This window comes from Pseudomonas sp. Marseille-Q8238, assembly GCF_965111915.1.
This window is the reverse complement of the sequence record NZ_CBCOPI010000001.1, coordinates 4,142,469-4,167,741: the sequence shown is the minus strand read 5'-3', so window position 1 is coordinate 4,167,741 and position 25,273 is coordinate 4,142,469. Positions and strand designations below refer to the sequence as shown.

The 25,273-nt window shown below is 59.1% G+C and carries 15 protein-coding genes and 4 pseudogenes; 11 read left to right on the top strand and 8 right to left on the bottom strand.

Annotation, left to right across the window (positions count from 1 at the left end; translation table 11 throughout):
- Positions 1 to 176 precede the first annotated feature (176 nt).
- From ACWPW0_RS19345 to ACWPW0_RS19335, 3 genes are all read left to right on the top strand, one after another.
- Positions 177 to 1,421, top strand: coding sequence for an ethanolamine utilization protein EutH (locus ACWPW0_RS19345; protein ID WP_447594171.1), 1,245 nt, complete (start codon positions 177 to 179; stop codon positions 1,419 to 1,421).
- 175 nt (positions 1,422 to 1,596) lie between these two features.
- Complete coding sequence (locus tag ACWPW0_RS19340) at positions 1,597 to 2,529, top strand: NAD(P)-binding domain-containing protein (RefSeq protein ID WP_454256225.1); 933 nt, start codon at positions 1,597 to 1,599, stop codon at positions 2,527 to 2,529.
- A gap of 204 nt (positions 2,530 to 2,733) precedes the next feature.
- Complete coding sequence (locus ACWPW0_RS19335) at positions 2,734 to 4,932, top strand: OsmC domain/YcaO domain-containing protein (protein ID WP_454256224.1); 2,199 nt, start codon at positions 2,734 to 2,736, stop codon at positions 4,930 to 4,932.
- 84 nt (positions 4,933 to 5,016) lie between these two features.
- On the opposite strand, the gene ACWPW0_RS19330 is transcribed toward ACWPW0_RS19335, so the two are convergent.
- Positions 5,017 to 6,210, bottom strand: a complete 1,194-nt coding sequence (locus ACWPW0_RS19330) for a GGDEF domain-containing protein (RefSeq protein WP_454256223.1) — start codon at positions 6,208 to 6,210, stop codon at positions 5,017 to 5,019.
- Positions 6,211 to 6,563: 353 nt separating this feature from the next.
- Here ACWPW0_RS19330 and ACWPW0_RS19325 point away from each other — a divergent pair.
- Together ACWPW0_RS19325 and ACWPW0_RS19320 are read left to right on the top strand one after the other, a co-directional pair.
- Positions 6,564 to 6,674, top strand: a pseudogene (locus ACWPW0_RS19325) (translesion DNA synthesis-associated protein ImuA); the annotation flags it as partial.
- A gap of 7 nt (positions 6,675 to 6,681) precedes the next feature.
- Positions 6,682 to 7,074, top strand: a pseudogene (locus ACWPW0_RS19320) (DNA polymerase Y family protein); the annotation flags it as partial.
- 115 nt (positions 7,075 to 7,189) lie between these two features.
- On the opposite strand, the gene ACWPW0_RS19315 reads toward ACWPW0_RS19320, so the two are convergent.
- Positions 7,190 to 8,356 carry a hypothetical protein gene (locus ACWPW0_RS19315; protein WP_454256222.1) on the bottom strand — a complete coding sequence of 389 codons (1,167 nt, stop codon included), beginning with the start codon at positions 8,354 to 8,356 and terminating at the stop codon, positions 7,190 to 7,192.
- A complete protein-coding gene (locus ACWPW0_RS19310) occupies positions 8,353 to 10,446 on the bottom strand; it encodes a sulfotransferase (protein WP_454256221.1) in 2,094 nt (697 codons plus the stop codon). The genes ACWPW0_RS19315 and ACWPW0_RS19310 overlap by 4 nt, the downstream gene beginning before the upstream one ends.
- A gap of 808 nt (positions 10,447 to 11,254) precedes the next feature.
- Between ACWPW0_RS19310 and ACWPW0_RS19305 the strand changes: the two genes are divergently transcribed.
- Positions 11,255 to 13,996, top strand: coding sequence for an autotransporter outer membrane beta-barrel domain-containing protein (locus tag ACWPW0_RS19305; RefSeq protein ID WP_454256220.1), 2,742 nt, complete (start codon positions 11,255 to 11,257; stop codon positions 13,994 to 13,996).
- Between the two features lie 72 nt (positions 13,997 to 14,068).
- Here the strand turns inward: ACWPW0_RS19305 and ACWPW0_RS19300 are convergent.
- From ACWPW0_RS19300 to ACWPW0_RS19280, 5 genes and pseudogenes are all read right to left on the bottom strand, one after another.
- Positions 14,069 to 14,828: pseudogene (locus tag ACWPW0_RS19300) on the bottom strand (transposase); the annotation flags it as partial.
- Positions 14,829 to 15,275: 447 nt separating this feature from the next.
- Positions 15,276 to 15,803, bottom strand: coding sequence for an inorganic diphosphatase (gene ppa, locus ACWPW0_RS19295; RefSeq protein ID WP_447594154.1), 528 nt, complete (start codon positions 15,801 to 15,803; stop codon positions 15,276 to 15,278).
- Positions 15,804 to 15,880: 77 nt separating this feature from the next.
- Positions 15,881 to 16,720 carry a M90 family metallopeptidase gene (locus ACWPW0_RS19290; protein ID WP_454256219.1) on the bottom strand — a complete coding sequence of 280 codons (840 nt, stop codon included), beginning with the start codon at positions 16,718 to 16,720 and terminating at the stop codon, positions 15,881 to 15,883.
- A gap of 3 nt (positions 16,721 to 16,723) precedes the next feature.
- Positions 16,724 to 17,389, bottom strand: a complete 666-nt coding sequence (locus ACWPW0_RS19285; RefSeq protein WP_447594150.1) for a DedA family protein — start codon at positions 17,387 to 17,389, stop codon at positions 16,724 to 16,726.
- Positions 17,390 to 17,513: 124 nt separating this feature from the next.
- A complete protein-coding gene (locus ACWPW0_RS19280; protein ID WP_447594149.1) occupies positions 17,514 to 17,969 on the bottom strand; it encodes an N-acetyltransferase family protein in 456 nt (151 codons plus the stop codon).
- A 620-nt stretch (positions 17,970 to 18,589) separates the two neighbouring features.
- On the opposite strand from ACWPW0_RS19280, the pseudogene ACWPW0_RS19275 reads away from it, so the two are divergent.
- From ACWPW0_RS19275 to ACWPW0_RS19255, 5 genes and pseudogenes are all read left to right on the top strand, one after another.
- Positions 18,590 to 19,301 (top strand): annotated as a pseudogene (locus ACWPW0_RS19275) (methyl-accepting chemotaxis protein); the annotation flags it as partial.
- 175 nt (positions 19,302 to 19,476) lie between these two features.
- Entirely contained in the window at positions 19,477 to 20,070 is a 594-nt protein-coding gene (locus ACWPW0_RS19270; RefSeq protein ID WP_454256218.1) for a hypothetical protein, read from the top strand.
- 53 nt (positions 20,071 to 20,123) lie between these two features.
- Complete coding sequence (locus tag ACWPW0_RS19265) at positions 20,124 to 21,116, top strand: hypothetical protein (protein WP_454256217.1); 993 nt, start codon at positions 20,124 to 20,126, stop codon at positions 21,114 to 21,116.
- A 69-nt stretch (positions 21,117 to 21,185) separates the two neighbouring features.
- Complete coding sequence (locus tag ACWPW0_RS19260; protein WP_447594141.1) at positions 21,186 to 21,554, top strand: response regulator; 369 nt, start codon at positions 21,186 to 21,188, stop codon at positions 21,552 to 21,554.
- A 216-nt stretch (positions 21,555 to 21,770) separates the two neighbouring features.
- Positions 21,771 to 24,932, top strand: coding sequence for an ATP-binding protein (locus tag ACWPW0_RS19255; protein ID WP_454256216.1), 3,162 nt, complete (start codon positions 21,771 to 21,773; stop codon positions 24,930 to 24,932).
- The last annotated feature ends 341 nt before the right edge of the window (positions 24,933 to 25,273 follow it).

The window sequence follows — 25,273 nt, the reverse complement described above, 5'->3', positions numbered from 1 at the left end:
GACGGGGCCGCGCAAGGCGCTGCCCCTGACGTGAAAGGGAGGGCGAAAGGTGGCGCGCTCCGTGAACCACTCATTTGCACGTCCACCGGCGCAGATGTGCCCGTAGGGGATCGAACGGGGCGCTGGTGTGGCGAGTGCGTGCGTTGAACAACAATAACTAAAGAGGTGCTGAGAAGATGGAAGAGTTAGGGAACTACGTGATCTACGTGATCATGTTCTTTGTCGCAATCGGGGCGATTGCCGCCATACGCGATGATCGCCAGGGGCTCGGTGCCGAGTTCGTGGCCGGCATCCACACCATCGGCCAGCTGTTCATTCCAATTGCCGGGGTGATGGCGGCGGTGCCTTACCTCACTATCCTGGTCGAGAAGTCGGCAGGCCCGCTGTTCGGCGCGGTGGGTGCCGACCCGGCCATGGCGGCGACCTCGATCATGTCGATCGACATGGGTGGCTATCAGTTGACCCATGCCCTGGCGGCCAACAACGAGTCCTGGATCATGGCCTCGATCAATGGCTTCCTGCTCGGCCCACACATCGTCTTCACCATCCCCGTGGCATTGGCGTTGCTGCCCAAGTCCGAGCACAAGTACCTGGCCCTGGGGATGATGGCGGGCATCATTTCGATCCCGATCGGCCTGGTCGCGGTTCTCGGTCTGATCGACCTGTTCGAGCCGCTGATCCGCAGCACGATCTCCACCACGGCGGAAGCGGACTACCTGCTCGATTTCGAAGTTGCCGCGGTAGCCGCCAACCTGGTGCCGCTGCTGGTCATCGTCGGCTTCCTGGCCGTCGGCCTTCGCCTGTTCCCCAATGCGATGATCAAGGGCTTCATGGCCTTCGGTCGCGTGGCGGATGCCGGCATGAAGCTGGTGCTGGCCATGTCGATCATCGAGTACTTCACCGGCGCCTTTGGCACGCTCTTCGGCGCCTGGGGTTTCGACCCGATCATCGCCGACGAGAAGGATCAGTTCCGTGCCCTGGAGATCTGCGGGTATATCGCCGTGATGCTGTCCGGCGCCTTCCCGATGGTCTATTGCATCCAGAAGTACCTGAGCAAGCCGCTGACTGCGCTGGGCGCCAAGATCGGCCTTTCCGGTATCGGCAGCGCGGGCATCATCGCCACCACGGCGAACCCGCTGGCGCTGTTCCGCCTCATCCCGCACATGCCGGCCAAGGACAAGGTGATGACCATTGCCTACACCTGCTGCGGTGCATGGATTCTGGGTGACTCCCTGGCGTACATCGCCAACTTCCAGCCGACCCTGATCATTCCGCTGATGCTGGGCAAGATCATCGGCGCAGCCTTTGGCCTGATGCTGGCGGTATGGCTTTCGGTGCCGCGTGCGATGGAGTTCGAGCGACAAGGGCAACAGGAGCAGAAGGCCCAGGAGCCGGAAGGAAAGCTCGCGATCGCCGAGTGAGGTGCAGGGCCGATCCAAAGGCCGGGTGCGGCCTTTGGATGAACCTCATCTGTCTGATTTTATTGAGTTATTCATCTATTCAAGGCGGTTTCCCTATTGCCGAAATCGGATAGGTACCGCCCACCACCCCTCACATAATGAAACGGTGATCCTGCCTGGCGCCCGCGACTGATTGGTGGTGCCGCACTGGGCAGGGTGGGCCCATTCTGCTGGCATACAAGAGGCTAATAACATGAGCAAAACAGTAACTGTCATCGGCACCGGGCTGATGGGGTCTGCCTTCGCGAATACCCTGCTGAAAGCAGGCACTCGGGTCACCGTCTGGGATGGCCGTGCCGAGGCCGCCGCCGGGGTCGTCGCCAACGGTGCCACGCTCGCCCCGTCCTTCATCGATGCGGTGCATGCCAGCGATATCGTGCTGTCCATCATCAGCAGCGCATCGGATGGCGCGGCCCTGTTCGAGCGCAATGCCGCGTCACTCGACCTGGCCAATCGCTATGTGGTCAACCTCAGCACCGCCATGCCTGAAGACGGCGAGCGTTTCCGCGCGGCCATCGAAGGGAATCGCGGGCTGTTCATCAACGCCGCCATTTCCTCCTACCCCGACCTGATCGGCGGTCCGTACACGGCCATTCAGTACTCCGGCAACCCCGAGATCTGGGCGGCCATCGAACAGACCATGAAGCCACTGGCGCCGGAAGGCACCCTCTATACCGGCGACGTGCTCACGGTGCCGTGCATCGTCGATGCGGCCATGACCGGGAGCTTCTACGCCGTGGGCCTGGCTGGTTTCCTCGAGGCTGCGGCATACGCCCAGACCCAGGGCGTGCAGGCCGGCCAACTGGCGGCGTTCGCCGACAAGATGCTCGACCTGCTGCGCTACAAGGTGCACAAGAGCATCAAGGAAATCGAGTCGGGCAACTTCGAAACCATCCAGGCCACGGTGGATGTCTACCTGGACGCAGTGATCCAGTGGCGCGACGCCCTGCAAGGCGCCGGCCTGCGCGCCAGCCACATTGCCGCCCTGGCGGATGACCTGGCCGTTACCCAGAAGGCCGGCCACGGTGCCCTCGGTTTCTGCGCGCAGTACCTGACCGCGAAGCGCTGAGTGGGAGCGCCGCCCGCGTCAGCCGTCAGCATGGTGGGCGACTCGGGGCTGGCGCAGTGGGCAAACAACGGTTCACCGGCCTGCCGCGTTGCCGGCAGGCACGGGGAACCGATCAGCGGTAAATGCCGAACAGAGTAAGACTTCCTGCTGGAAACCCGGATAATGCCGGCCCATTCGTCTTGCTCGTTATTCTGGTGTGCCCGCATGGAAATCAAGGTCAACTTTCTCGATAACCTTCGTCTCGAAGCCAAGTTCGATGACTTCACGGTGATCGCCGATCAGCCGATCCGCTACAAGGGCGATGGTTCGGCGCCGGGGCCTTTCGATTATTTTCTGGCGTCTTCGGCGCTGTGTGCGGCGTACTTCGTCAAGCTGTACTGCCAGACACGCAACATCCCCACGGAAAACATCCGCCTGTCGCAGAACAACATCGTCGACCCGGAAGACCGCTACAAGCAGGTGTTCAAGATCCAGGTCGAATTGCCGGCGGACATCTCGGCCAAGGACCGCCAGGGCATCCTGCGCTCCATCGACCGCTGCACGGTGAAGAAGGTGGTGCAGACCGGCCCCGACTTCATCATCGAAGAAGTGGACAACCTCGACGCCGACGCCCAGGCGCTGCTGATGCTGGATGTCGATGCCAACGCCAGCACGCGCATCCTCGGCAAGGACCTGCCGCTGGAACAGACCATCGCCAACATGTCCGCCATCCTCGCCGGCCTGGGCATGAAGATCGAGATCGCCTCCTGGCGCAATATCGTGCCCAACGTCTGGTCGCTGCACCTGCGTGACGCTCACTCGCCGATGTGCTTCACCAACGGCAAGGGCTCGACCAAGGAGAGTGCGCTGGCCTCGGCGCTGGGCGAGTTCATCGAGCGGCTGAACTGCAACTTCTTCTACAACGATCAGTTCTGGGGTGAGGACATTGCCAATGCGGCGTTCGTGCATTACCCGGAGGAGCGCTGGTTCAAGCCCGGCCCGAAGGATGCGTTGCCGACGGAGATCCTCGACGAGCATTGCCTGGCCATCTTCAACCCGGATGGCGAGTTGCGCGGCTCGCACTTGTACGACACCAACTCCGGCAACACCCTGCGCGGCATCTGCTCGCTGCCGTTCGTGCGCCAGTCGGACGGCGAGACGGTGTACTTCCCGTCCAACCTGATCGAGAACCTGTACCTCTCCAACGGCATGAGCGCCGGCAATACCCTGGCCGAGGCGCAGGTGCAGTGCCTGTCGGAAATCTTCGAGCGCGCGGTCAAGCGCGAGATTCTCGAAGGCGAATTGGCGCTACCCGATGTACCGCAGGCGGTGCTGGCCAAGTACCCGGCCATCGTCGCCGGCATCCAGGGCCTGGAAGAGCAAGGCTTCCCGGTGCTGGTCAAGGATGCCTCGCTGGGCGGTGAATTTCCGGTGATGTGCGTGACCCTGATGAACCCGCGCACCGGTGGCGTGTTCGCTTCGTTCGGCGCTCATCCGAGCTTCGAAGTGGCGCTGGAGCGCAGCCTCACCGAACTGCTCCAGGGGCGCAGCTTCGAGGGCCTCAACGACCTGCCGCAGCCGACCTTCGAGAGCCATGCGCTGACCGAACCGAACAACTTCGTCGAGCACTTCATCGACTCCAGCGGTGTGGTGTCGTGGCGCTTCTTCAGCGCCAAGGCCGACTTCGAGTTCGTCGAGTGGGACTTCTCGGGTGAAGGCGCGGACTCAAACGAGCAGGAAGCCGCGACCCTGTTCGGCATCCTCGAAGACCTGGGCAAGGAGGTGTACATGGCGGTGTACGACCACCTGGGCGCCAATGCCTGCCGCATCCTGGTGCCGGGCTATTCGGAAATCTATCCGGTCGAAGACCTGATCTGGGACAACACCAACAAGGCCCTGCTGTTCCGCAAGGACATCCTCAACCTGCACCGCCTGAGTGATCGCGAGCTCAAGTCACTGCTGCGCAACCTCGATAACACCGAGCTCGATGACTACACCGACATCACCACGCTGATCGGTATCGAGTTCGACGACAACACGGTCTGGGGCCAGTTGACCATCCTCGAGCTGAAGCTGCTGGTCCATCTCGCGCTGAAGAAGTTCGACGACGCCAAGGAGCTGGTCGAGGCCTTCCTCCAGTACAACGACAACACCCTCGACCGTGGCCTGTTCTACCAGGCGCTCAACGCGGCGCTGGAGGTGGTGCTGGATGATGAGCTGGAAATGGCCGACTACGAGGTCAACTTCCGCCGCATGTTCGGCAACGAGCGGATGGATGCAGTGCTCGGCTCGCTGGAGGGCAGCGTGCGCTTCCACGGGCTGACGCCAACCAGCATGCAGCTGGAGGGGCTGGAGCGTCACCAGCGCCTGATCGACAGCTACAGGAAACTGCACGCGGCGCGCGCCAGGGCCGCAGGGCTCTGACTGCCCACGCAGGGTAAGGCAGGTGCCCTGCAACGAGACTGAAGACCAGTGGGGCGGTTCTGGCAAGTCGCCGCCAGGTCGCTGTCAGGCGGTTGCGGTAGCAGGCGCAGGGGGCTTGATATGGAGCACCTGTTCGATGCGATTGCGTCCCGCATCCTTGCCCCGATAGAGCGCAGCGTCCGCCTGTTGCAAGGCCAGGTCGAAGGCGTGCGAGCTGGTAAAGGCGTCTGAAACGCCAATGGTCACCGTACAGCGAATCGGCGGATGCAGAGCAGGGCTGGCCAGGTCGGTTTGCTCGATGGCCAGACGCAGGCGCTCGGCCAGGTGCATGGCGCCGAGTCCATCGGATTCCAGGCAGACGATCACGAACTCTTCCCCACCCAGCCGGCATTTCAGATCGCTCAGGCGGGCGGTGGCCTGGATGATTTCGGCAACACGGCCCAGCACGAGATCGCCGACCTTGTGGCCATGGCTGTCGTTGATGCGCTTGAAGTGATCGATGTCGACGATCAGTAGATAGGCCGGCTGCGCCGTTCGCGAGCGGAAATGCGTTTCCAGGCCGCTGACCATGCCGCGCCGATTCAACAGGTGCGTGAGCGGATCATGGATGGCCAGGTCGTGCAGGGCGTCGGTGAGGCGGCGCAAGACGAGCCAGACAGCGGCGGGCGGCAGCACGGTACCGAGGAACGACATATAGATGTAGAACGCCATCTGGAACGAGCTGTTCATGTCGAGCGCGGCCAGCCCGCCGGTAAGAATCATCACCAGTTTGGCCAGGTTCAGCGCACAGATGCCACCGATCAGGATGGCGAATACGCTCATTTCGACGGGAAGATCCCTGGCAAAGGTATGCGTTCCGAGCAGAGCGGCAACCGTCATCAGCAGGAAGAGCAGGGCACATGCGCCCGCCAGCAGGGCATGGCGCGCCTCCGAGCCCAGCGTCCACTCCACCAGCACTTGGGCGCCGGTGTAGAAGATGGCCAACGCCAGCAACGGGGTCCACACAGGTGTCGGGCGATTGAAGAAACGCATGGCACCGAGCGCATAGGCGACCGGCGCACAGAGCGTCAGCGTGTGGTTGACGACACTGCTGAGACTCCAACCCGAAGGGCCATCCACCAGTTGCAACATATATGCGCAACCGAGCAGGAGATTGCCAAGGGCAAAAATGCCCATGCCCATTCGCTTTCCATGCAGCCGGGTACTGATCAGCAGGAACATCACGCTGAAGCAGAACAGGTGCACGCAGAGCATGCTGAGGATAACGGTGGCAACCATGGAAGGCTCAGGTGGGAAGTGTGCTGACATCCGCTGTCCTGCACTCAACGACACTGACACGTAGCAGAAGAGGGGCAGGCTGATCATGGCTGGTTTTTTGTGCAGCCAATCACATTCAGATGGATCGTAAGGGCTCGTAATCTTTTCCGTCAACAAACCTGTCCGGTAGGTCGTCTTTTGCGAGAGTGGGTGCAGGGTAACGATTGAGGGGCGGAATCATTCATGCGTTGCCACGCTCAGGTCGTACGAGAGACCACAGGGTAGCGGGGCTTGGGTGGCTACAAGCCTGTCGAGAACTGCTTGGTGACTGTGCTGTAGGTGCGGTAGGGGGATGTCAAAAAAAGTGGTGTAAATCACCCGCTGCTGTGCGCCTGGCTATCGACGCATGTCCAGCACAGATACGGGTGCTCAAGTGTCGTGGGGGCCTGGCTGCTGTGCGCCCGATTCCGGCCATCTGGCAGTGAGTTGAATATGCTCTGGGCCTGCATTCTTCGGTCCCAGCTGGCGATGAACGGTGTGTTGCGCCAGTGCGCTGATCGCGAAGCACTCTTGGTGTTGCTCGTGTGCTCGTCGCCACGCCGCGTTCTGCAAGCACTCAATCCGGCTGCTCGAGCGCTCGGCCTGAAGCCTGGACAATCACTCACGGCAGCCCAGGCGCTGACGAACGAGTTTGTCTCCGTCGATTGCGACCTGGCGGAGATCGAGCGCTGGCAAGGCTTTCTGGCGGCCTGGGCCTATGGCCTCAACGCTCAGGTCAGCCTGCAATATCCTCGCTGCCTGTTGCTGGAGGTGCAGTTCAGTCTTGGTCTATTTGGCCCTTGGCCACGCTTCGACGCCCGGTTGCGCCAGAGTATCGGCCCGCTGTTGCAGGTTTCTAGCACAGCCGCCAAGACTACTCAGGCACACCGCGAGAGCCAGATAGCACAGCGTGCTTAGGGGGTACCATACATCATCCCCTCGCGGGGAAGGGCTGGCCGCATCAGGCCGTGACCTTTAATTCTTTCAATGCCATGGCAACATTTTGTATGACGGTTTGCCATTGCCCATAAGCAGGTTGGCGAAACAGGCGCAGGCTGGGATACCAAGGCGAGTCGTCACGCTGCAGCAGCCAGCGCCAGCAAGGCACGAAAGGCAGTAAAACCCAAGCAGGGCGACCAAGCGCCCCGGCCAAATGGACCGGAGAGGAGTCCACTGAAATTAGTGTGTCAATTAAGCTCAGAATGGCAGCGGTGTCGTCGAAATCTTGAATTTCGTCGCTTAGTGATAACAGCGACATGCCCGATGGCGGCGTGGCGGCTTGTGCTGCTGCGGGCCCCTTTTGCAGTGCCAAGAAGGTAATGCCCTCTTGCGCTAGCGGCGCAAGGTCGGCAAGCGTCATCGAGCGGCGTTTGTCGTTGCTGTTTTCAGGTCTGCCAGCCCAGACCAAGCCTACCAGTGGGCGCGGTAGGTCGGCCAAACGTGCCCGCCATTTTTCCAGCCGCGCTGGATCGGCAAGCAGATACGGCATGGTTCCCGGCAGTTGCTCCAGCTGCAAACCGAGTGCCATCGGCAGGCTCATGAGTTCGCAATGGAAGTCGAAGGGCGGCGGCAGAGTACCTTGCTCCAGCAACTGATCATGGCCGCTAAGCCTGCGCGCTAGCGGATAACACTCAGGATTCACTTCAAGAATAATCTGTGCGCCGCTTTGCTGGCGTGCGCGCTCCACCAACCGCAAGAACTGAAAGGTGTCACCAAAACCTTGTTCACTATAAATCAGCAGGGTCTTACCTTCGATTTGCTGCCCTTCCCAGCGAGGCTTGTGGATATGGCGTTCGAGCATGCGGGTGTGCTCAAGCCTGTAGCGGAAGCGGTATTCGCTCCAGCCCCGGGTGAATTCGCCCTGCAGCAACAGCATCTCGGAGAGATCGAAGCGTGTATCTAAGTCGCCAGGTGTGGCCTGCGCGATCATGTCCAGCACCTGAGTCGCCTCAAGGATTTTGCCCTGCTGGCGAAACGCAACATACAACTGGCGCCACAAGGGAATGGGCCCAGAGCCGGAGGCCATCGCCTGGCGCAGCATGACTTCGGCCTCGGGCCAGCGTTCGGCTTGCAGCAGCAGGTTGGTTTGCTGGTGAACGGCTTCGAGATCTATTGTTGCTGGGTTCATACCTGCTCCATGCCCAGTGCGGCTAATAAGGGGGCTAGGTGGGCTGTGTGCTGGTGCCAGCGGCCTTTAGATGAGGTGTAGATTGGCTGGCGTACCTGAGCCACGCTGGCTGTGCGTATCATGCGGCGGGTTTCGTGGAAGGCTAAGCAGGTATCGTTCCAGGGCAGATCAATGAAGTCGATCAGCCGGCGCGCCTGGCCTTCTAGGTCGTCAACCACCGCTTCATAGTCAACCTCGATGAACTGATCCAGCGGCAGTATTTGGCGCAGGTGCGCCATCAGCACTTGATAGTCACGGTAGAACTGACCCAGCTCATCCAACTGATAAGCGAATAACTGCTCGCCGGCAAAATTCTTGCTGTAGCAAGACAAGCACGTATCAACTGGATCGCGGCGGCAATGGATGATGCGCGCGCCGGGCAATAGCAGTGGAATCAATCCGGCATAGAGGAAGTTTCCCGGCAGCTTATCGATCACCCGCAAGGCATCCGGCGCTAAGCGATCTATCTGCTCAAGGTAATCACCGGCGATTTGAGCAAGGTCTCTATTGCTCCAATGCGTCAGGCCATTGGGGAAACTGCCTGCACGTGCCACTGCCTGGCCCAGTGCGTGTAATTCCCCAGCGCCGTAAGCGTCGGGATGTGATGCCAAAATCTGCTCAATCAATGTCGTGCCAGAGCGTGGCATGCCGATAATGAAGATCGGTCGTTTCGAGTCCACGCCAGCGCCCTTGAATCGATCGATCAATGCCGGTGTGAAAGCCGCGGCAATATCTTGCATCCATGCGCTGGTTTGTGCGGCATCGTAACTGAACGACGCCCGTTTAAACGCATTACCACGGTTCATATGGGAAAAAGCGCGATCCGAATCACTGATATCCAGATACGCTTTGCCAAGCGAAAAGTGCAGCATCATTTGTTCATGAACCGGTGGTGTTGGTTCGCCTGCTAACGCCGCTTCCATGATCGCAATATCGGGGTCTCCCTCCCGATAGAATTTGTTATCGCAACGCGCAGCTATAACTCGCGGCGAATCAGGAAAGCGCGCCAACGCTTGCTCAAAAGCAGCCGTTGCTGCGTCCTTATCACCGATTTCCAGCAGTAAAATGGCGCGCGCAACCAAGGCTTCCTCGGCGACCGTGCCAGGTAACTCGGCGGCTCGGAGGTACGCTTGCTCTGCCTCTGCATGCTGCCCTAGCGCATGCAATGCGCTGCCCAGAGTCTTATGTGTACTGGCCCTGTCTGGGGCAATCGTCAAGGCCTGGCGGGCACTGGTGACGGCTTCCTGATAACGCTCACTGACTACCATCAGATGGGCTTGTGCCGTGAGCGCGCCGACATGCTGTGGTGAAAACCCCAAGATTGAATTGACCCAGTGCTGGGCCTCGGCATAACGCATGCGCGACAACTCGATCTGCGCCAGATTTAAGTAGGCATCTGCCAGTTGCGGGTTGAGATCGATCGCCCGCTTGGCAGAAGCCACAGCTTCATCAATCTGGCCCAAGTCGTTGAGCAGAACCGCGAGATTGCTGTGCACCACCGCGTAATCTGGGCGCAACTCTAAGGCGCGTTGATAACTGTGCTTAGCGTTGCTCAGATCCCCCAGGAACTTGTAGGTGTTGGCCAGATTGTTGTGCGCTTCAGCATTGTCCGGCTGCAAGGATGTAACACAGTTAAGGCACTCGAGGCTGGCACCGAACTTTCCAGTCTCTTGCAAGATAATCCCTAGATTGGTCCATGCCGCAACAAATGTTGGCTCTTTCTCTACGGCTCGGCGCGCGGCTTGTTCGGCGTTGACCAACAAACCTTTTTGACGGTAAAGCTCGGCCAAGTTGCTATGAATGGCTGCCGGCGCATCAGGTGACTGGCTGGCTTTACCTATATAGTCGAGCGCCATATCCAGCTTGCCGTAGGCAAGCATCATCATCCCCAAAAGGTTCAGGGCATCAGCTTGTAAGGGCGCCACTTGGAGTATTTGTAAACAGAGCTGTTCGGCCTGCGCCGCTTGCCCTGCATTCCAGTGAGCATTGGCCAGTTCCAAGGCTTGAGCAATCGTCAGTGGTTGCGAAACAGTTGGGTTGTTAGTACTCAAGATGCGCCCCGGAAATGAAAATCAAATTACCTACAGACTGGATTATGTGGCCTGCGCCTGAAGAGGGTGATAGGCCTTAATTTTGCAGTTGCAAACAGCGTCTGAGTCAAGCGCCAAACGTGATGACTCGATGTTACGCAAGGCCTAAACACGCAGGCTGCCTTTACTCCATCTGCAAATAGAGGCTGCAACGCTCGGTGAGTGGCCGCAGCACATCGCAATTGTTACGGCGGAGCGGCTTGTGCTTGTTGGCCTATTTCACGTCGGTAGCAGCAGCGGGCTTATAGGTTGCTCGAGTCTGGCCGAGAGCCGTGTACGCGCTCGGAGAGTATCTAGGTTAGGCCCAATCGCCCAGAGGTTTGTCGGTAGGCGCTATTGGTGCAGTGTGGTGCCTGCCTTAGACATAAAAGGGGCGAAGGCATACCCCAGCACCCAGCCACCTGTGCGGTATGCAACTGTTGTTGGCTCATTAGCTTGAACGCCTCAATCTTAAGTTTTCAGGGTGGCGTGAAAAGGCTTCATGGCTGAGTCTATAGCGTGAGCGCTACGATGTGCTGGCTATGTGCTATTTGAGGTTTGTTTGTTGACTGTATTTTTGGCATGCTTATGTACGTGTATACCCGGCCGCCAAAGGCCTATGCCCATCAAGTGAGGGGTCGGGTTTGTATCTACTTTATCGTTGACGAACTTCTTAAAGAAAACACAGGCTTCTAGGTGCATAACCAGTAAGCCCTTATTAAGTAGCACTGCCGTCTAGGCAAACAGCTGGTGCAGTTGTTGCAAAATAAGAAAATATCAGGAAGCAAGGATGTCAAAAAAAATAAAACCAGTTGCAGTTGCAGTTGCAGTTGCAGCGAGGAAGCGTGACATTCTGGGCTTATCGGTAGGGGCGGCGATTTCGTTGCTAACTACTACGGATGCCTACGCAGCTTGTATTCACCTTAATACCAACTCAACCGTGACCGGGACGACAGGGTGTGTAACTTGGACAGGCGGAGATCTGACGCTGACCAGTGCTGGAACACTCTCGTCAACCGGTTCTGCGCCCGTAACGGCACTTAACTCTGCAGCTATCTTGACCAACAACGGCCTGCTTGAGGGCACAGACGCGCCAGCCTTGTTAAACAGTGCAAGCTCACTGGTTGTTGTGAATAACAATAGGATTATCAGTAACACAGAGGGAATCAGTAACAATGGCACTATCAAGTCGCTGACCAATAATACCGCCGGAACTATTTCTGGAACAGTGGCGGGCATTCAGAACAATGACTTAATCACAGCGCTGACTAACAGCAATGTAATCTCTGGCGGAATCGGCATTAGCAATGCTGGCACTGTATCGACGCTGACCAACAGCAACACAGGCCGCATCACTGGCGCGAATATTGGCATCAAGAACACTGGCACTATCGCAAGCCTTACGAATAGCGGGGCTATTACCGGCACCAGTTATGGCGTTCAGTCCGATAACAACAGTGGCATCACAACATTTGAGAACACCCATACCGGTACCATTGAAGGTGGCACCGCCATCCTGCTTGGTAATCTGACCCCCTCTGGCACGGTGAGCGTTAACACCTTGACCAATGCTGGCAGCATCACAGGAACGACCAACGTCGGTGTCGGCGCCAGCACTAATGGCACCATAGGCAGCCTGATCAATACCGGCCTCATCACTGGAGCTACAGGTGGTATCGGCAACGCCGGCACTATAAGTGCGGTGGATAACAGCGGAACCATATCCAGTAGCGGTTATGCGGTTTACAACGCGGGCAGTGGCACTCTAGGCCCGATTGCCAACAGTGGCTTGATTGCTGGCACGATCTATAACGGCAGTAGCAGAGATTTAATCATCAATGGCGGCAGTGGCTCGACATTTGGTATTCTGACCAATGTTAGTGGCAATATTGACAGCGCCAGCGTCGGGAATATCTCCAGTAACAATGCCAGCGTGCGCTTCAACTCCGGCAACCTGTTGCTCAATGACAACGTCAGCGTTGGCTCCAATACTGTCAGCAATGCCGGTGCGACGCTGCAAGTCAATAATCAGATTAATATCACTGGCAATTACGCTCAGGCGGCGCCGGCAACATTGTTGATCGGTGTTGGCGACTCGGCTGTGAGTAACGGGGCGACTTCAGATACCGGCTACGGCCGTCTGGTTGTGAGTGGTGCAGCAACTATTGCGAGTGGTTCGAGCGTCTCGCTCAAGGCGCTCAATAGCTACGGTTTTGCTGTCGGGCAGCGCTATGTGGTGGTGCAGGCCGCTACCAACGGTACAAACTACAATGCCTCCGATTTGCTCTATTCGGCTTCCGGCTATGGCGGCAGCGTCACAGGCAGCACGCTGATCGAGGGTAACACCAGCAATCTGTTGCTGACACTTGAGTCAGGCGGTAGCACTTCACCATCAATTCAGGCAACCACGCCGAACGCCATCTCGGCGATTTCCGGACTGTTCAACTACAACGGCACCGACGCTAGTCTGCTCAACGTTTTCAACGCGTCTGCAGCGATCGGCTCGACTGTCGAAGCCAACCGCGCCGGTGCGCAGTTAAGCCCGGCCTGGGGCGCGATGGCGGGGAGCCAGGCGTCGACGGCGCCCACACAGATGGTGCTCAATGTGTCTAGCGCACGCCTGGATGGCTTGCGAACTGCGCAGGCGCTAGGGGGCAGCGGTGTGGCTACCGGCGAAAGCGCCAGCGATACTGCGTTGTGGGGCCAGGCATTCGGGGGTAAAGCCACTCAGGATCAGCATGACAGCACCTCCGGCTATAGCGCCGACTACAACGGCCTGCTGTTCGGCAGTGACCACCAGATCAATGATGCGTGGCGTGTCGGTGGCCTGATCAGTTATGCCAATACGTCTGTCGACGGCAGGGATGACAACTCTGGCAGTTCGGTCAACGTGAAGTCCTATGGCCTGATTCCCTATGCCAGCTACACGGCCGACGACTGGTATCTGAATCTATCGGGCGGTGTGGTACAGCATAAATACGATACCAGGCGTCTGATTAACTTCACTGGGGTCAATGGTGTCGCCAATGGCGATTACAACGGCTTGCAATCTGTGCTGTCGACGCAAGTCGGTTATCCGATCCGCCTGGATGAACAAACCGTGTTGACGCCGATTGCCGGCCTCAATTACAGCAGGCTCAAGCAGGATGGCTATACCGAAAGCGGTGGTGCGGGTGCTGCGCTGTCAGTGGAATCAAGCAAGAGCTATTCATTGACCAGCGATCTGGGGGCTAAGCTGGAACGGTCATTTGATACATCCTATGGCCGTATAGAACCGTCTGTGCAACTGACTTGGCGTCATGAACACAGGGATACGCGACTGCGTTCAGTTGCCAATTACGCAATCGACACCAGCGGCAGCACCAGCTTTACGACGCGCAGTTCAATCCCGAACAGCGATACGGGCATCATGGCCCTGGCGGCAACCCTCACGAGCAAGGACAACCTTTCAGTGGCTGCGCGATACACCGTCGAGGCGGCTTCCGGTTATACGGCGCAGACGGCGGAATTACGCTTGCGTTATGAGTTTTAGGTGTTCAGTTCCGGCGCTGGTTTGGGGCAATCCGAAATCGCATAGGCTTGGATACCTACTGTTTGCAGATTGATGCTGGGTATCGGCCGCTGTCTGCACGTTGTAACCGATGATTCCGCTGCCGCGCGTCATCATCGAACGGGCATCCGGGTCGGTAAGAGAGGCCTGTTTGTCAGGCGAATCGTTGAGCTGAGATTCAATCCCCTGAAGCTCTTTCATCTGTGCTTTGAGGTTTTCGATCTTCTCTTCCAAGCGTGCCGTATCTGGCTCAGAGGCAGCTGGCATTTGCCGATCAGCCGCATCAAGCGAGGCTAAGTAGCGGTTAATGCTCGACTCGATTTCCTTCATGCGCCGCTTCAGTTTGGCACTCGTGGAGTTGCGGTCGCGATTATTTACCGCTTTGAATTTGCTGCCATCGATGCCATCAGGTCTTCGCTAAACAACCCCAGTTGCTGGCACAGCACAACGAACTAGCGGCACACGCCACGAATAGCTTTGCTGGAAAGTTGGCGATGGCCTTGAAGTCGGGCATCAAACACCCGGTTAGCCACATCAGCTCGACATTGCGCTGAGCTTCTCGCTCAAGGCGTCGGCTGGATTGGATGCGGTTCAGATAGCCGTAAATATAGATCTTCAGCAGGGCAGCGGGATGGTAGGCAGGTCGGCCAGTGTCGGTGGAAATTGCGCCATCAAACCCTAGCGTTGCTAGGTCGAGTTCATCGACGAAGACATCAACTACGCGCACCGAATTGGTATCACTGACGTAGTCGTCGAGGCTTTCAGGCAGTAAGGTGCTTTGGCTCCGGTGTTCACCCTGGATAAACCGTTTCATGGGTTTCCCTTGCGATGAAATTCTCAGAAATCATAGTAAGGGCTCTGGGCGTTTTTACACACTCTGGGCCGGTAGCTGCCTTTCACTGACGTCCGTTTCCGGGAACTGCGGAAAACTCTGCATCGCTTGAAAATTGGCTGTCCTAGGTGCGGGCAAACTGGTAGCCAGGTTCTAATCGCAGCGATTACATGAATGGCTGTCCACTTTTACCTGTTGAAACTTCCCAATCCACCCGCGCTCATCTTTTTCCGGATCGCTGCAACAAATGTAGTGGTCTACTGATTCCCGACCCACACCCTGAGGTGGGATTTAGTGGGTTCTCGTTGGATGTAATGAGACGGGTGGTACGCTTGGATGCCCGTAGAATCTAGCTTATGGGGCTTCTACGGATTTCTTCGGGCAATAAAAAAGCCGGCTTGTGGCCGGCTTTCAGGGGGTGGTATTGGCTTATTTTTGATAAGCCGCAACCGCCTTCAGAATTGCTGCGCGGGCTTCGTCGGCGTTGCCCCAGCCTTCGACCTTGACCCATTTGCCTTTCTCGAGATCCTTGTAGTTCTCGAAGAAGTGCTTGATCTGCTCCAGCAGGAGGGCGGGCAGATCGGTGTATTCCTTGATGTCGACGTACAACTGAGTCAGCTTGTCGTGCGGTACGGCGATCAGTTTGGCGTCGCCACCGGCTTCGTCGGTCATGTTCAGTACGCCAACCGGACGGCAGCGGATGACCGAGCCCGGCGCGACCGGGTAGGGCGTCACGACCAGCACGTCCAGGGGATCGCCGTCGTCAGCCAGGGTGTGCGGGATGAAACCGTAGTTGGCCGGGTAGAACATTGGCGTGGCCATGAAACGGTCGACGAACAGGCAATCGGTGTCGTGATCGATCTCGTATTTGATCGGCGCGTGGTTGGCCGGAATCTCGATGGCGACGTAGATGTCGTTCGGCACGTCTTTGCCGGCCGGGACTTTGCTGTAGCTCATGGTGGGCACCCCAGGTTGGGCCAAAAAAAGTGGGCGGATTATAGGCGCATTCCGGCGTGGTTACTACGGCCGCTCACTCAGCCTTTGGTCGTGCTTTGTTCTGCGTTCAGCGGTTCCTGGTAGGCCGGGTGTTTGGCTTGCAGGGTGCGCAGGCGGCTCAGTGGGTCCTGTCGGTAAAAAGCGGCGAGTTGGCTGTACACCGCAGGAAAGGCCTCGTTCAGCAAATCCGGCGCACTGAAGAAGTATTCGCTGGTCACGGCGAAGAACTCGGCCGGGTTCTCGGCAGCGTAGGGATCGAGCGCGGTCTGTGCCTCGGGATCGGCATCGAGGAGGCTGTTCATCTGCTCGTAGGCTGACTGCATGGCGCTGGCCCAGTCTTCGATGCGCATGTTGCGGTGCAACGGCGGCAGGCCATTGGCGTCGCCGTTGAGCATGTCCAGCTTGTGCGCCAGTTCGTGGATCACCAGGTTGTAGCCATCCCATCCACCACTGGCCTGCACGCCCGGCCAGGCCAGGATGACCGGGCCTTGCAGCCAGGCTTCGCCACTGTGTTCGCCGTCCCATTCATGCTCGACGCCGCTGGCATCGCGGTGGCGCTGCGGGCTGACGAAATCGTCCGGGTACAGCACCAGTTCGTGAAAGCCCTGGTACCAGTTGAGGTCGGCGAGGTGCAGCAGGGGCAGCTCGGCCAGGGCGGCGAGGGTCAGGCGGTCGCTGTCGTCGAGGTGAACGCCGGGCAGGGCGGTCAGGTGCTTGTGATGCAGGAACAGCACGGCGCGCTGGAACAGGCGCTGATCCTCATCTGCGTTCAGGCCGTCGAGGATCGCCAGCCGTTCGCGCACCTGAGCCCAATGATGCCGGGTGTAGGGGGCGCGAGCGAGGATGCGGGCCTGACGCCAGGCGCGGAATGACCACATGGTTCAGCCCGCCGAGTTGGCGTCCCGACGGTCGGCCATCGCTTGCAGGCGGTGGCGGACGAACCCGATCAGCATCGGCAGGATCGACAGCAGGATGATGGCGATGACCAGCAGCGACAGGTTCTGCTTGATGAACGGCACGTTGCCGAAGAAGTAGCCCAGGCCGACCAGGCCGCCGACCCAGAGAATGGTGCCGAATACGCTGAACGCCAGGAAACGCGGGTAGTGCATGTGACCCACGCCGGCCACGAACGGGGCGAAGGTGCGGAAGATCGGCAGGAAGCGCGCCAGGCAGATGGTCTTGCCGCCATGCTTGGCATAGAACGCCTGAGTGCGCAGCAGGTAGTCGCGGCGGAAGATCTTCGAGTCCGGGTTGCGGAACAGCTTTTCGCCGCTGGTTCGCCCGATCAGGTAGTTGAGGCTGTCGCCGCTGATCGCCGCGATCATCAGCAGGCCGCCAAGCAATAGCGGATCCATGCTGCCAGTGGCACACATGGCGCCGGCGATGAACAGCAGGGAGTCACCCGGCAGGAAGGGTGTGACCACCAGGCCGGTTTCGCAAAAGATCACCAAGAACAGGATGGCGTAGATCCAGACGCCGTAGGTACGTACGAGCATCTCGAGATAGGTGTCGAGATGCAGGATAAGGTCGATCAGGTTGAGTTCCATTTATCACCCATAGCGTAAAACGAGCCGGGATTATACCGGGCATGGCAGCGTTTCGGCGGACGGGTGTCGGGAAGCAGATGTGGAGATGTTACGGCGCCCCGAGGATACGGGGCGCCGGCAGGGCTCAGTCTTCGCCCAATTCCAGGACGAAGTTCTTGAACTGGGTGTCCTCGCGGAACCCGATCGATTCGTAGGTTTTGTGCGCGGCTTCGAAATTGACGCTGGATGCCGTGCGCATACGCACCGCGTTGGTGCTCTTGGCCATCTGCTTGGCGGTTTGCAGCAGGTGGTCGGCGACCAGCATGCGGCGAGCGTCTTCGGCGACGAAGATATCGTTGAGAATCCACACGCGCTTGAGCGACAGCGAGGAATAGCTGGGGAACAGCTGGCAGTAACCGAGGGCCTTGTCTTCATCGTCGGCCAGCGCCAGGTAGATCACCGATTCCTTGCGCTTGAGGCGGTTGTGCAGGAATTTGCGTGAGGAGTCCGGCAACGGTAGTTCGCCATAGAACTCGCGGTATTTGATGAACAACGGAGTCAGCAGGTCCAGGTGCTCCAGAGTGGCTTGGACGATGCGCATGGTAGGCCTCGGAGAGTAGTGACGTGACTGGGTAGCACTGCAGATGCTGTGCCAGTGGGTTACCCGGATGCTGCCTAAAGCGACTGGAAAGCGCAATCCAAGCAAGCGTTTGATTGAGTCTACGGGATAACTATTGCGTCCCCGAGGACCATTTTCGCGGTTATCTGAAGGCTAAAAATCACCTGTCTTAGGCTCGTGTCGCTGACAGGCCTCGGCAGCGATGAAAATTCCCGCAGCTGGCGCCGAGTAAGGGGTTGAGCGACTGCGGAGCTGTACAAAACGCTCTGCAATGCGGCTCTCCGGCGAGGCTCGAAACGTGGTGACTTAGTGGTCGCGAAAGGAATGCGTATTCAAGTTGTGGGGTGATATCAATCTGCCATTTTTCTGATGGATTTTGTGATGGCAGGGGGATAGGCTCGGGAAAACAAGGGATGGGATCGAGCGGTTGCCGGCGCCTTCAAGTTTGCCCGCACGCAGCAGATACCTATCCATAGTGGTACCAGCCAGGCATTCGTTTTGGCATGCAGACCGAACGAATGTCGAATGCGCGGAGACGCAGAGGCATAAGGGATGATGTCGGCTGGAAGTGGTCGGTGGTGGTTCACACCGAACCGAACTGAATGCATGTGCCGAGATCACCTATGTCGTTATCGCTCAGTGCTTCCTCTTTCAGTCTGCCTTCTCTGAACAGCGCCGTGGGCACGCTTGCCGTTACCGGTTCAAGCGTTACCGATGGCAATGCCCTGTTCAACGTGATCAACCTTGTTCTTCTGTCGCTGGTGCTCGGCGTGGTGCTCTGGGTGCTACGCGGCCGGCATGCTCGAGCCTTGGCGGCGCTGCAGCGGCAACTGGATGACAGCGAAGCATTGCGGCGTACGATGCTGATGCCCGAGGTGCTCGAGGAGTACCAGCAACAGAGCCGTGAGCAGCTCGCCGTGCTCGAGCAGGCACAGGCGCAGCATCAACAGCAGGCCGCGCAGGAGCTGGATGCGCAGGCGCAGGAATACCAGCACACCCGCCAGGCGCTGGAGCAGGAAATCGCCCAGCTCAAGGGCGCGCGCCAAAGCAGCTTGAACGAGATGGCCAAGCGCCTGAATCTGGTCGAGAAAGCCGTACAGGAACTGCTGGATATCACCGCCACCATCGACCGTTGGCATGAAGGCATGAACGGCATCATGGTGCACAACAAGATCATGCAGAAGCAGATCGGCGACTTTAAGGGCATCGTCGGGCAGATCGCCATTCTGTCGCTCAATGCGGCCATCGAGGCGGCCCGTGCCGGTGAGTCCGGGCGTGGCTTTGCCGTGGTCGCCGATGAGGTACGCAAGCTGTCGACCAGCGCCGAGACGCTGAACGAGGACTACCGCACCAACCTGAACAAGAACGCCCTGATCGCCACCCTGGCGTTTCAGGATGTGCAGGCGGGCGGCAACATGATCGTGACCGCCATTCACGGCGTGCAGAGCCAGATCAGTAACCTCGGCAACGTACTGGAAGGTGCCGATTGGTGACGCGCACAGCCCACTACGAGCTTGAGTCGACCCTGTACAAGCTGGTGCAGGCGGCGCTCGAACAGACGCTCAAGTCCTGCTCGCCGTCCTTGCCCTGGGTGACCAGCAAGGCCGATGCGCTGGACGATCTGCGCCACGAGACCTGCATCGTCCTGACCATTTCCTCGTTCAAGTTCAAGATCATGTGCCTGCTCCACCTGACGCTGGATGCCGCCAACCGCGCATTCGTCGCCGAGGCCACGGCCACGCGTGCGGAGGAGTTGGACGAGGCGGCGTACACCGATTACCTGATGGAAATGAGCAACAGCTTCTGCGGCAACTTCAAGCGCCACCTGCAAGGTAGTTGCCCGCCGCTGGGCATGTCGACGCCGAACTTCCTGGACCGTGGCAGCCTCGATTTCGACAACATCAAGCTCTCCCATACGGTGCATGTGAAGGCGCAAACCGCATTTGGCGAACCGTCGCTGTTCGGCGCCAGTGCCCTGGTCATCGTGCGCAACGACGGGGATTTCACCCTGCAGCACTACCACGAAAACATCAGCGAGATTGATAGCGCAGCCGAGAGCTCTGGAGAACTGGAACTGTTCTGACACCAGCAGTGCTTCTGCAAAGCCCCATTCCATAACAAGAGGGTAGCGACACGATGATTGGTTTCGAAAGACGATTGGTCAGCAAGGTGCTGATCTTCGAGGATGCACCTGCTGTTCAGGGTACCTTGAAGGCATTCTGCAGCGACAACGGGTTGATCGGTCTCAAGCCAGCCAGCCATTCGGCGATGAACATGCTGGAGAGCAACATCGACCTGGGTGCGGTGCTGATTTCCGAGGGGTTCACCGACAGCGCCGAGGGCGTCAGCAACGGTTTCGAATTGGCCCGGCAGATTCATCAACTGCGCCGCGAGTTGCCGATCTTCATTCGCCGCGAAGGCCGCAGTGATCTGGATGACCTGAGTGCCGTGCAGCGCGAAGGCATCGCTGGCGCTTATGACATCGTCGATCCAGATAGCCTCAAGACGTTGCTTGATCAGTACCTGGCCGACACCGAATACCCGATTTCGCTGATCCGGCGGATCGAGGAGGTCACCCACAGCTCCCTGACGGCGCTGTTTCGTGACATCGAGGTGAGCAACGAGCTGCCGTATCTGGTCAAGGACAAGCTCACCTACGGCGACATCCTCAGCCTGCTGCCCGTGGAGGCGCCCTGGTTCAGCGGCTACATGATGGTGCAGAGCGAAGAGCAGCCGATGATCGAGCTGATTCGTGATGGACGCACCGCCATCGACAGTCAGTCGGTCGACTTCCGCGATGTCATGGGCTTGCTCAGTGAAATCACCAACCTGGCCTGGGGCGGCTTGCGTACCCGCCTGCTGGCCTTGCATCCGCCAACCATCGACGACAGCACGCGTATCAGCGTGCCGATCACGGTCAATCAGTTCAAGGAGTACATCTCCTTCGGCACCGACCGTTCCCAGCTGTGTTTCAAGTATACGCTGCACGATGTGCGCGGCACGCTGGCCCCCGTCACGCTTTACCAGAAGTTCATCTTCAACATCCGCTGGTCGCCGGAGGATTACTTGCAGGCTGACGAAAACAAGGTCGAGGACCTGGTGGAAAGTGGCTGCCTGGAGCTGTTCTGACAAACCAGGCGCGTGAGCAGATTCATCAACAGCAGTTTGGGCTGCATCAACAGGTAAGGGTTGAATTCAATGGCACAGATACTCGTCGTAGATGACAGCGCAGCGATTCGCAATGAAGTGGCTGCCTTCCTCAAGTCCAACAATTTCAGCGTGGAAACCGCCGTCGATGGCAAGGATGGACTGGCCAAGCTCAAGGCTGACCGGGCCATCAAACTGGTGATCTCGGACGTCAACATGCCGAACATGGATGGCCTGACCATGGCCGAGAAAGTGCGCGGTGAGCTGGGTAACCAGAGCGTCAACATCATCATGCTGACCACCGAGAATGACCCGAACATGAAGAACCGTGGCAAGGCCGCCGGGGTCAAGGGCTGGATCGTCAAACCCTTTAACGGGGCCAATGCGCTCGGGGCGATTCAGAAGCTGGTGGCTGGCTGAGTGCGCAAAGGCACCGCGTCGGTTGTTCGCGGTGTACTGAGGTAAGAGCGTGGACGACAGGGAGCGCAGACGCCGCCCGATGCAGGCGGCCCTGCGGTATCACGCTCAGCATGAAAGGGATGCAGTTTTTCTTTTCATATCGATTGCTTGGAAGTGCACGTCAACAGATGCCCTGGGCGTCTGGATATAAAAATAAAAACCTCAAAGGGTGATTGCATGCCAACGCTCAAGCTCAGTTTCAATCAAAAAGTGGCCGTCGGGTTCGCTGTCATTCTGCTGTTGCTGGCGATTTCCGGAGCCATGTCGCTATGGACGCTGAGTGATATCAGCCGCTCCAATCAGCGCGTTCACGAGACGGCAGTGCCGGTGGTCAGCGAGGTCAACAAGGTGCAGATTCGCCTGTTGAAGCTCGCCAACCTCAGTGCCCTGGGTTTCAACGCCCTCAGCGAGGAAGACATTCGCCCCTATCGCGATGACTTCGAGAAAGGTGCCGAGGAATTCGCCGAGGGCTTCACGACCCTTGAGGCGCTGGCCCAGGCCGACCCGCAGCGCGCGGCACTGGTGGCGCAGATCAAGAGCGACTACGACACCTATACCGTGGCGGTGCGCCAGATGTTCGATGCCAAGCTGGCGGTGCTGGTAGCCAAGCAGCAGGCTGAGGATGAGGTCGGTGTGGTCATGGAACGCTCCGACGATGTCGGTTTCGCCTTTATGGAAATCGTCAACTTCAGCGCGCCGAACAAGGCCATGGAAGCCGACCTGAAGCTGGCGCAGGGCTTTGCCAACCAGGCCGATGCCCTGATGGCGGGCGTGGCCAAGGCCGCGCAGGAAATCCAGAACAGCGAAGACACCGAGCGCCTGGACAGTGCCCAGGATGACTTCGAGTTCATCATCAACGGTTCGATGTTCTGGTTCGAGAAAGCCGTGCCGCTGTTCCAGCCGATGGACACCGACAACATCATCGGGAGCGCACGCGACAGCGTCGAAGCGCTGCGGGCGCGGCTCAAGGCCCAGCCCAGCCTGGTGGATTACAAGCGTGAACAGCTGACCCAGGCGCAGACCGCCCGCGAGCAACTGAGCGCATCCAAGTCGGCCGTGCAGAAAGCGGTGGGTGGCCTGGACGAAGTGCTGGTCTCTGCGGACGCGCAATTCAACCGGCTGCAGACCGAGCTGGGTGACAGCGTCAGCTTCGGCTTCAAGAGCACCATCGTGATCCTGATTGTGTTGCTGGCGCTGGCCACGCAGAACTTCAACTCCATGCGCCTGGCCATCCGCAAGAAGATGATCGACCTGGCCAAGCTCAATGGCATTGGTGGCACGCTGGCGGCCGCCCGCGACCAGGACACCGCGCTGGATCTGGTGCTGCATGCGATGTACGACAAGATCGGCATCGAGCGCGGCTCGGTCTACCTGTTCAACAAGGACAACGAGCTGGAGGCCAAGGCCTTCCTGCCGCCCAAACAGATGGAAGGGGCGCCGTCGGCGATCACCTTCACCCTGGGCGAGGGTGTCATCGGGCGGGCTGCTGCCTCCAAGCAGGCGCTGTTCGTACCGGATACCAGCCGCGCCCCGTCCTATGTCGGCAGCGAGGGCGAGAAGGCCAAGGCGCTGCTCTGCGTGCCGCTGGTGGACAAGGACATCCTGATCGGGGTGATGAACTTCTCCGGCGAGGTGAACAAGGTGGCCTTTGCCGACAGTGACTATGAGTTCGTCGCCTCGGTGGCGCGCTCCCTGGTCACCACCATCAAGAACATCCGCATGGTCGAGGTGATCGAGGAACACAACCGTACTTTGGAGCGCAAGGTCGAGGAGCGTACCGCCGCGCTGAAGCAGAAGAACGACGACATCGCCAACATGTTCTCCACCATGCACCAGGGGCTGTTCACCATTGTCGACAATGGGCTTATCCACCCCGAGTACGCGGCGTACCTGGAAACCATTTTCGAGACCAAGGAGATCGCCAACCGCAACTTCGTCGATTTCATGTTCCGCCGCTCGACCCTGAGCGCCGATGCCACCGATGCTGCCGCCACGGCGGTGGCATCCATCGTCGGCGAAGACGCGATGATGTACGAGTTCAACTCGCACCTGCTGGTCAAGGAGCTGGCCCTGGAGTTCGACGACAAGCCGAACAAGCTGATCGAGCTGGACTGGGACCCGATCGTCGACGAGCAGGATGTGGTCACCAAACTGATGGTCACCGTGCGCGACGTCACCGCCTTGAAAGCCCTGCAAGCCGAAGCCGAAGGGCAGAAACAGGAGCTGATGATCATCGGCGAGATCCTGTCGGTGGATGCCGACAAGTTCAGCGACTTCATCGAGGGCTCGTCGAGTTTCGTCGACCGTTGCCGGACCATCATCGAACAGACCCAGCAGAAGGACCTGGGCAAACTGGCCGAGCTGTTCCGCAATATCCACACGGTCAAGGGTAACGCTCGTACCTATGGGCTCAAGCACATTACCGACACCGTGCACCGCATCGAGAACACCTACGATCAACTGCGCAAGAACGATGACATGCAGTGGCAGCCGCAAGAGCTGCTCGGTGAACTGGCCTTCGCCGAGCAGGCGATCAAGGTCTACAGCGGCATCTTCAAGGACAAGCTGGGGCGCGACGGCAAGCAGGGCATTGGGGGGACGCAGGTCGACCGCGAGCAGATCAGCCGCCTGCTGGACAGCATCGCCGCATTGTCCGATACCGAGCTGCCGGCCAATGTGATCAGCATCGTGCGTGACACCTATCACTCGCTGGCGGCCATCGATGCCGCGCCGCTGGAAACGGTGATCGGCGATGTGCTGAAGTCGGTGCAATCACTGGCCCGTGAGCTGGATAAACCGGCGCCGCGCGTGGAGATCGACGACAGCGACGTTTATACCCGCAAGGCCGCGCACGGCATGCTCAACAACATCTTCATGCATGTGCTGCGCAATGCCGTGGACCATGGCATCGAGGCGCCGGCCGAACGTCTGGCCAAGGGCAAGGCCGAGCAAGGGCGGATTCGTATCGAGGCTCTGGAAGAGCAGGGCGGCATCACCTTCAGTGTGCGCGACGATGGGCGTGGCATGGCCCTCAACCGGATCTTCGCCAAGGCCGTCGACATGGGGCTGTACGCCGCCGACGCACCACGCCCGGCAGCCAGCGAAATCGCCAACCTGATCTTCACCTCCGGGTTCTCCACGGCCGAACAGGTCACCGAGGTGTCGGGGCGCGGGGTCGGCATGGACGCGGTACGCGAGTTCCTCACGGCGCAAGGTGGCAGCATCGACGTGCTGCTGGATGCGGGTGATGAGCAGGCCGACTTCCGGGGTTTCACCACCCTGATTCGCCTGCCCGCGTCACTGTGCGTGATTCCGCCGCCGTTCGCCCGGGCCAGTTGAACTCGTGAGTTGTCGACTCGTGTCGCGTTAACCGTGGGGGCGGGCCATGCCCGCGAAAATCAAGAGCACAAAGGCTTCGCGGGCACGGCCCGCTCCCACAGATAAAGCCCGCAACTGCCTCGCTCCGGCCATCCATGTCGAAACCTCGACAGAGCCTGGCGACGACGGGGCTGGCTTTCCGCTCCTCGGCTGTCAGCGCCCGGCGCAGGCGGCTGTGCTAACCTGCGGCCAATTTCCGGGCCTGCGGGTGGGCATGCCGGGTATCCACGCTGCGATACCCCAGACGGCTGTCTACCGCTTGCCCGTTACCTGCCGGCATGAGCGGTCGGCGAACGTTTCTG

Excerpts from the sequence above, each read along its gene's own strand:
- ACWPW0_RS19315 (WP_454256222.1), bottom strand. The coding sequence starts at position 8,356 with ATGAACCCAGCAACAATAGATCTCGAAGCCGTTCACCAGCAAACCAAC.
- ACWPW0_RS19335 (WP_454256224.1), top strand. The coding sequence starts at position 2,734 with ATGGAAATCAAGGTCAACTTTCTCGATAACCTTCGTCTCGAAGCCAAG.
- ACWPW0_RS19345 (WP_447594171.1), top strand. The coding sequence starts at position 177 with ATGGAAGAGTTAGGGAACTACGTGATCTACGTGATCATGTTCTTTGTC.
- ACWPW0_RS19330 (WP_454256223.1), bottom strand. The coding sequence starts at position 6,210 with ATGGTTGCCACCGTTATCCTCAGCATGCTCTGCGTGCACCTGTTCTGC.
- ppa (WP_447594154.1), bottom strand. The coding sequence starts at position 15,803 with ATGAGCTACAGCAAAGTCCCGGCCGGCAAAGACGTGCCGAACGACATC.
- ACWPW0_RS19280 (WP_447594149.1), bottom strand. The coding sequence starts at position 17,969 with ATGCGCATCGTCCAAGCCACTCTGGAGCACCTGGACCTGCTGACTCCG.
- ACWPW0_RS19290 (WP_454256219.1), bottom strand. The coding sequence starts at position 16,720 with ATGTGGTCATTCCGCGCCTGGCGTCAGGCCCGCATCCTCGCTCGCGCC.
- ACWPW0_RS19260 (WP_447594141.1), top strand. The coding sequence starts at position 21,186 with ATGGCACAGATACTCGTCGTAGATGACAGCGCAGCGATTCGCAATGAA.
- ACWPW0_RS19305 (WP_454256220.1), top strand. The coding sequence starts at position 11,255 with ATGTCAAAAAAAATAAAACCAGTTGCAGTTGCAGTTGCAGTTGCAGCG.
- ACWPW0_RS19265 (WP_454256217.1), top strand. The coding sequence starts at position 20,124 with ATGATTGGTTTCGAAAGACGATTGGTCAGCAAGGTGCTGATCTTCGAG.
- ACWPW0_RS19255 (WP_454256216.1), top strand. The coding sequence starts at position 21,771 with ATGCCAACGCTCAAGCTCAGTTTCAATCAAAAAGTGGCCGTCGGGTTC.
- ACWPW0_RS19285 (WP_447594150.1), bottom strand. The coding sequence starts at position 17,389 with ATGGAACTCAACCTGATCGACCTTATCCTGCATCTCGACACCTATCTC.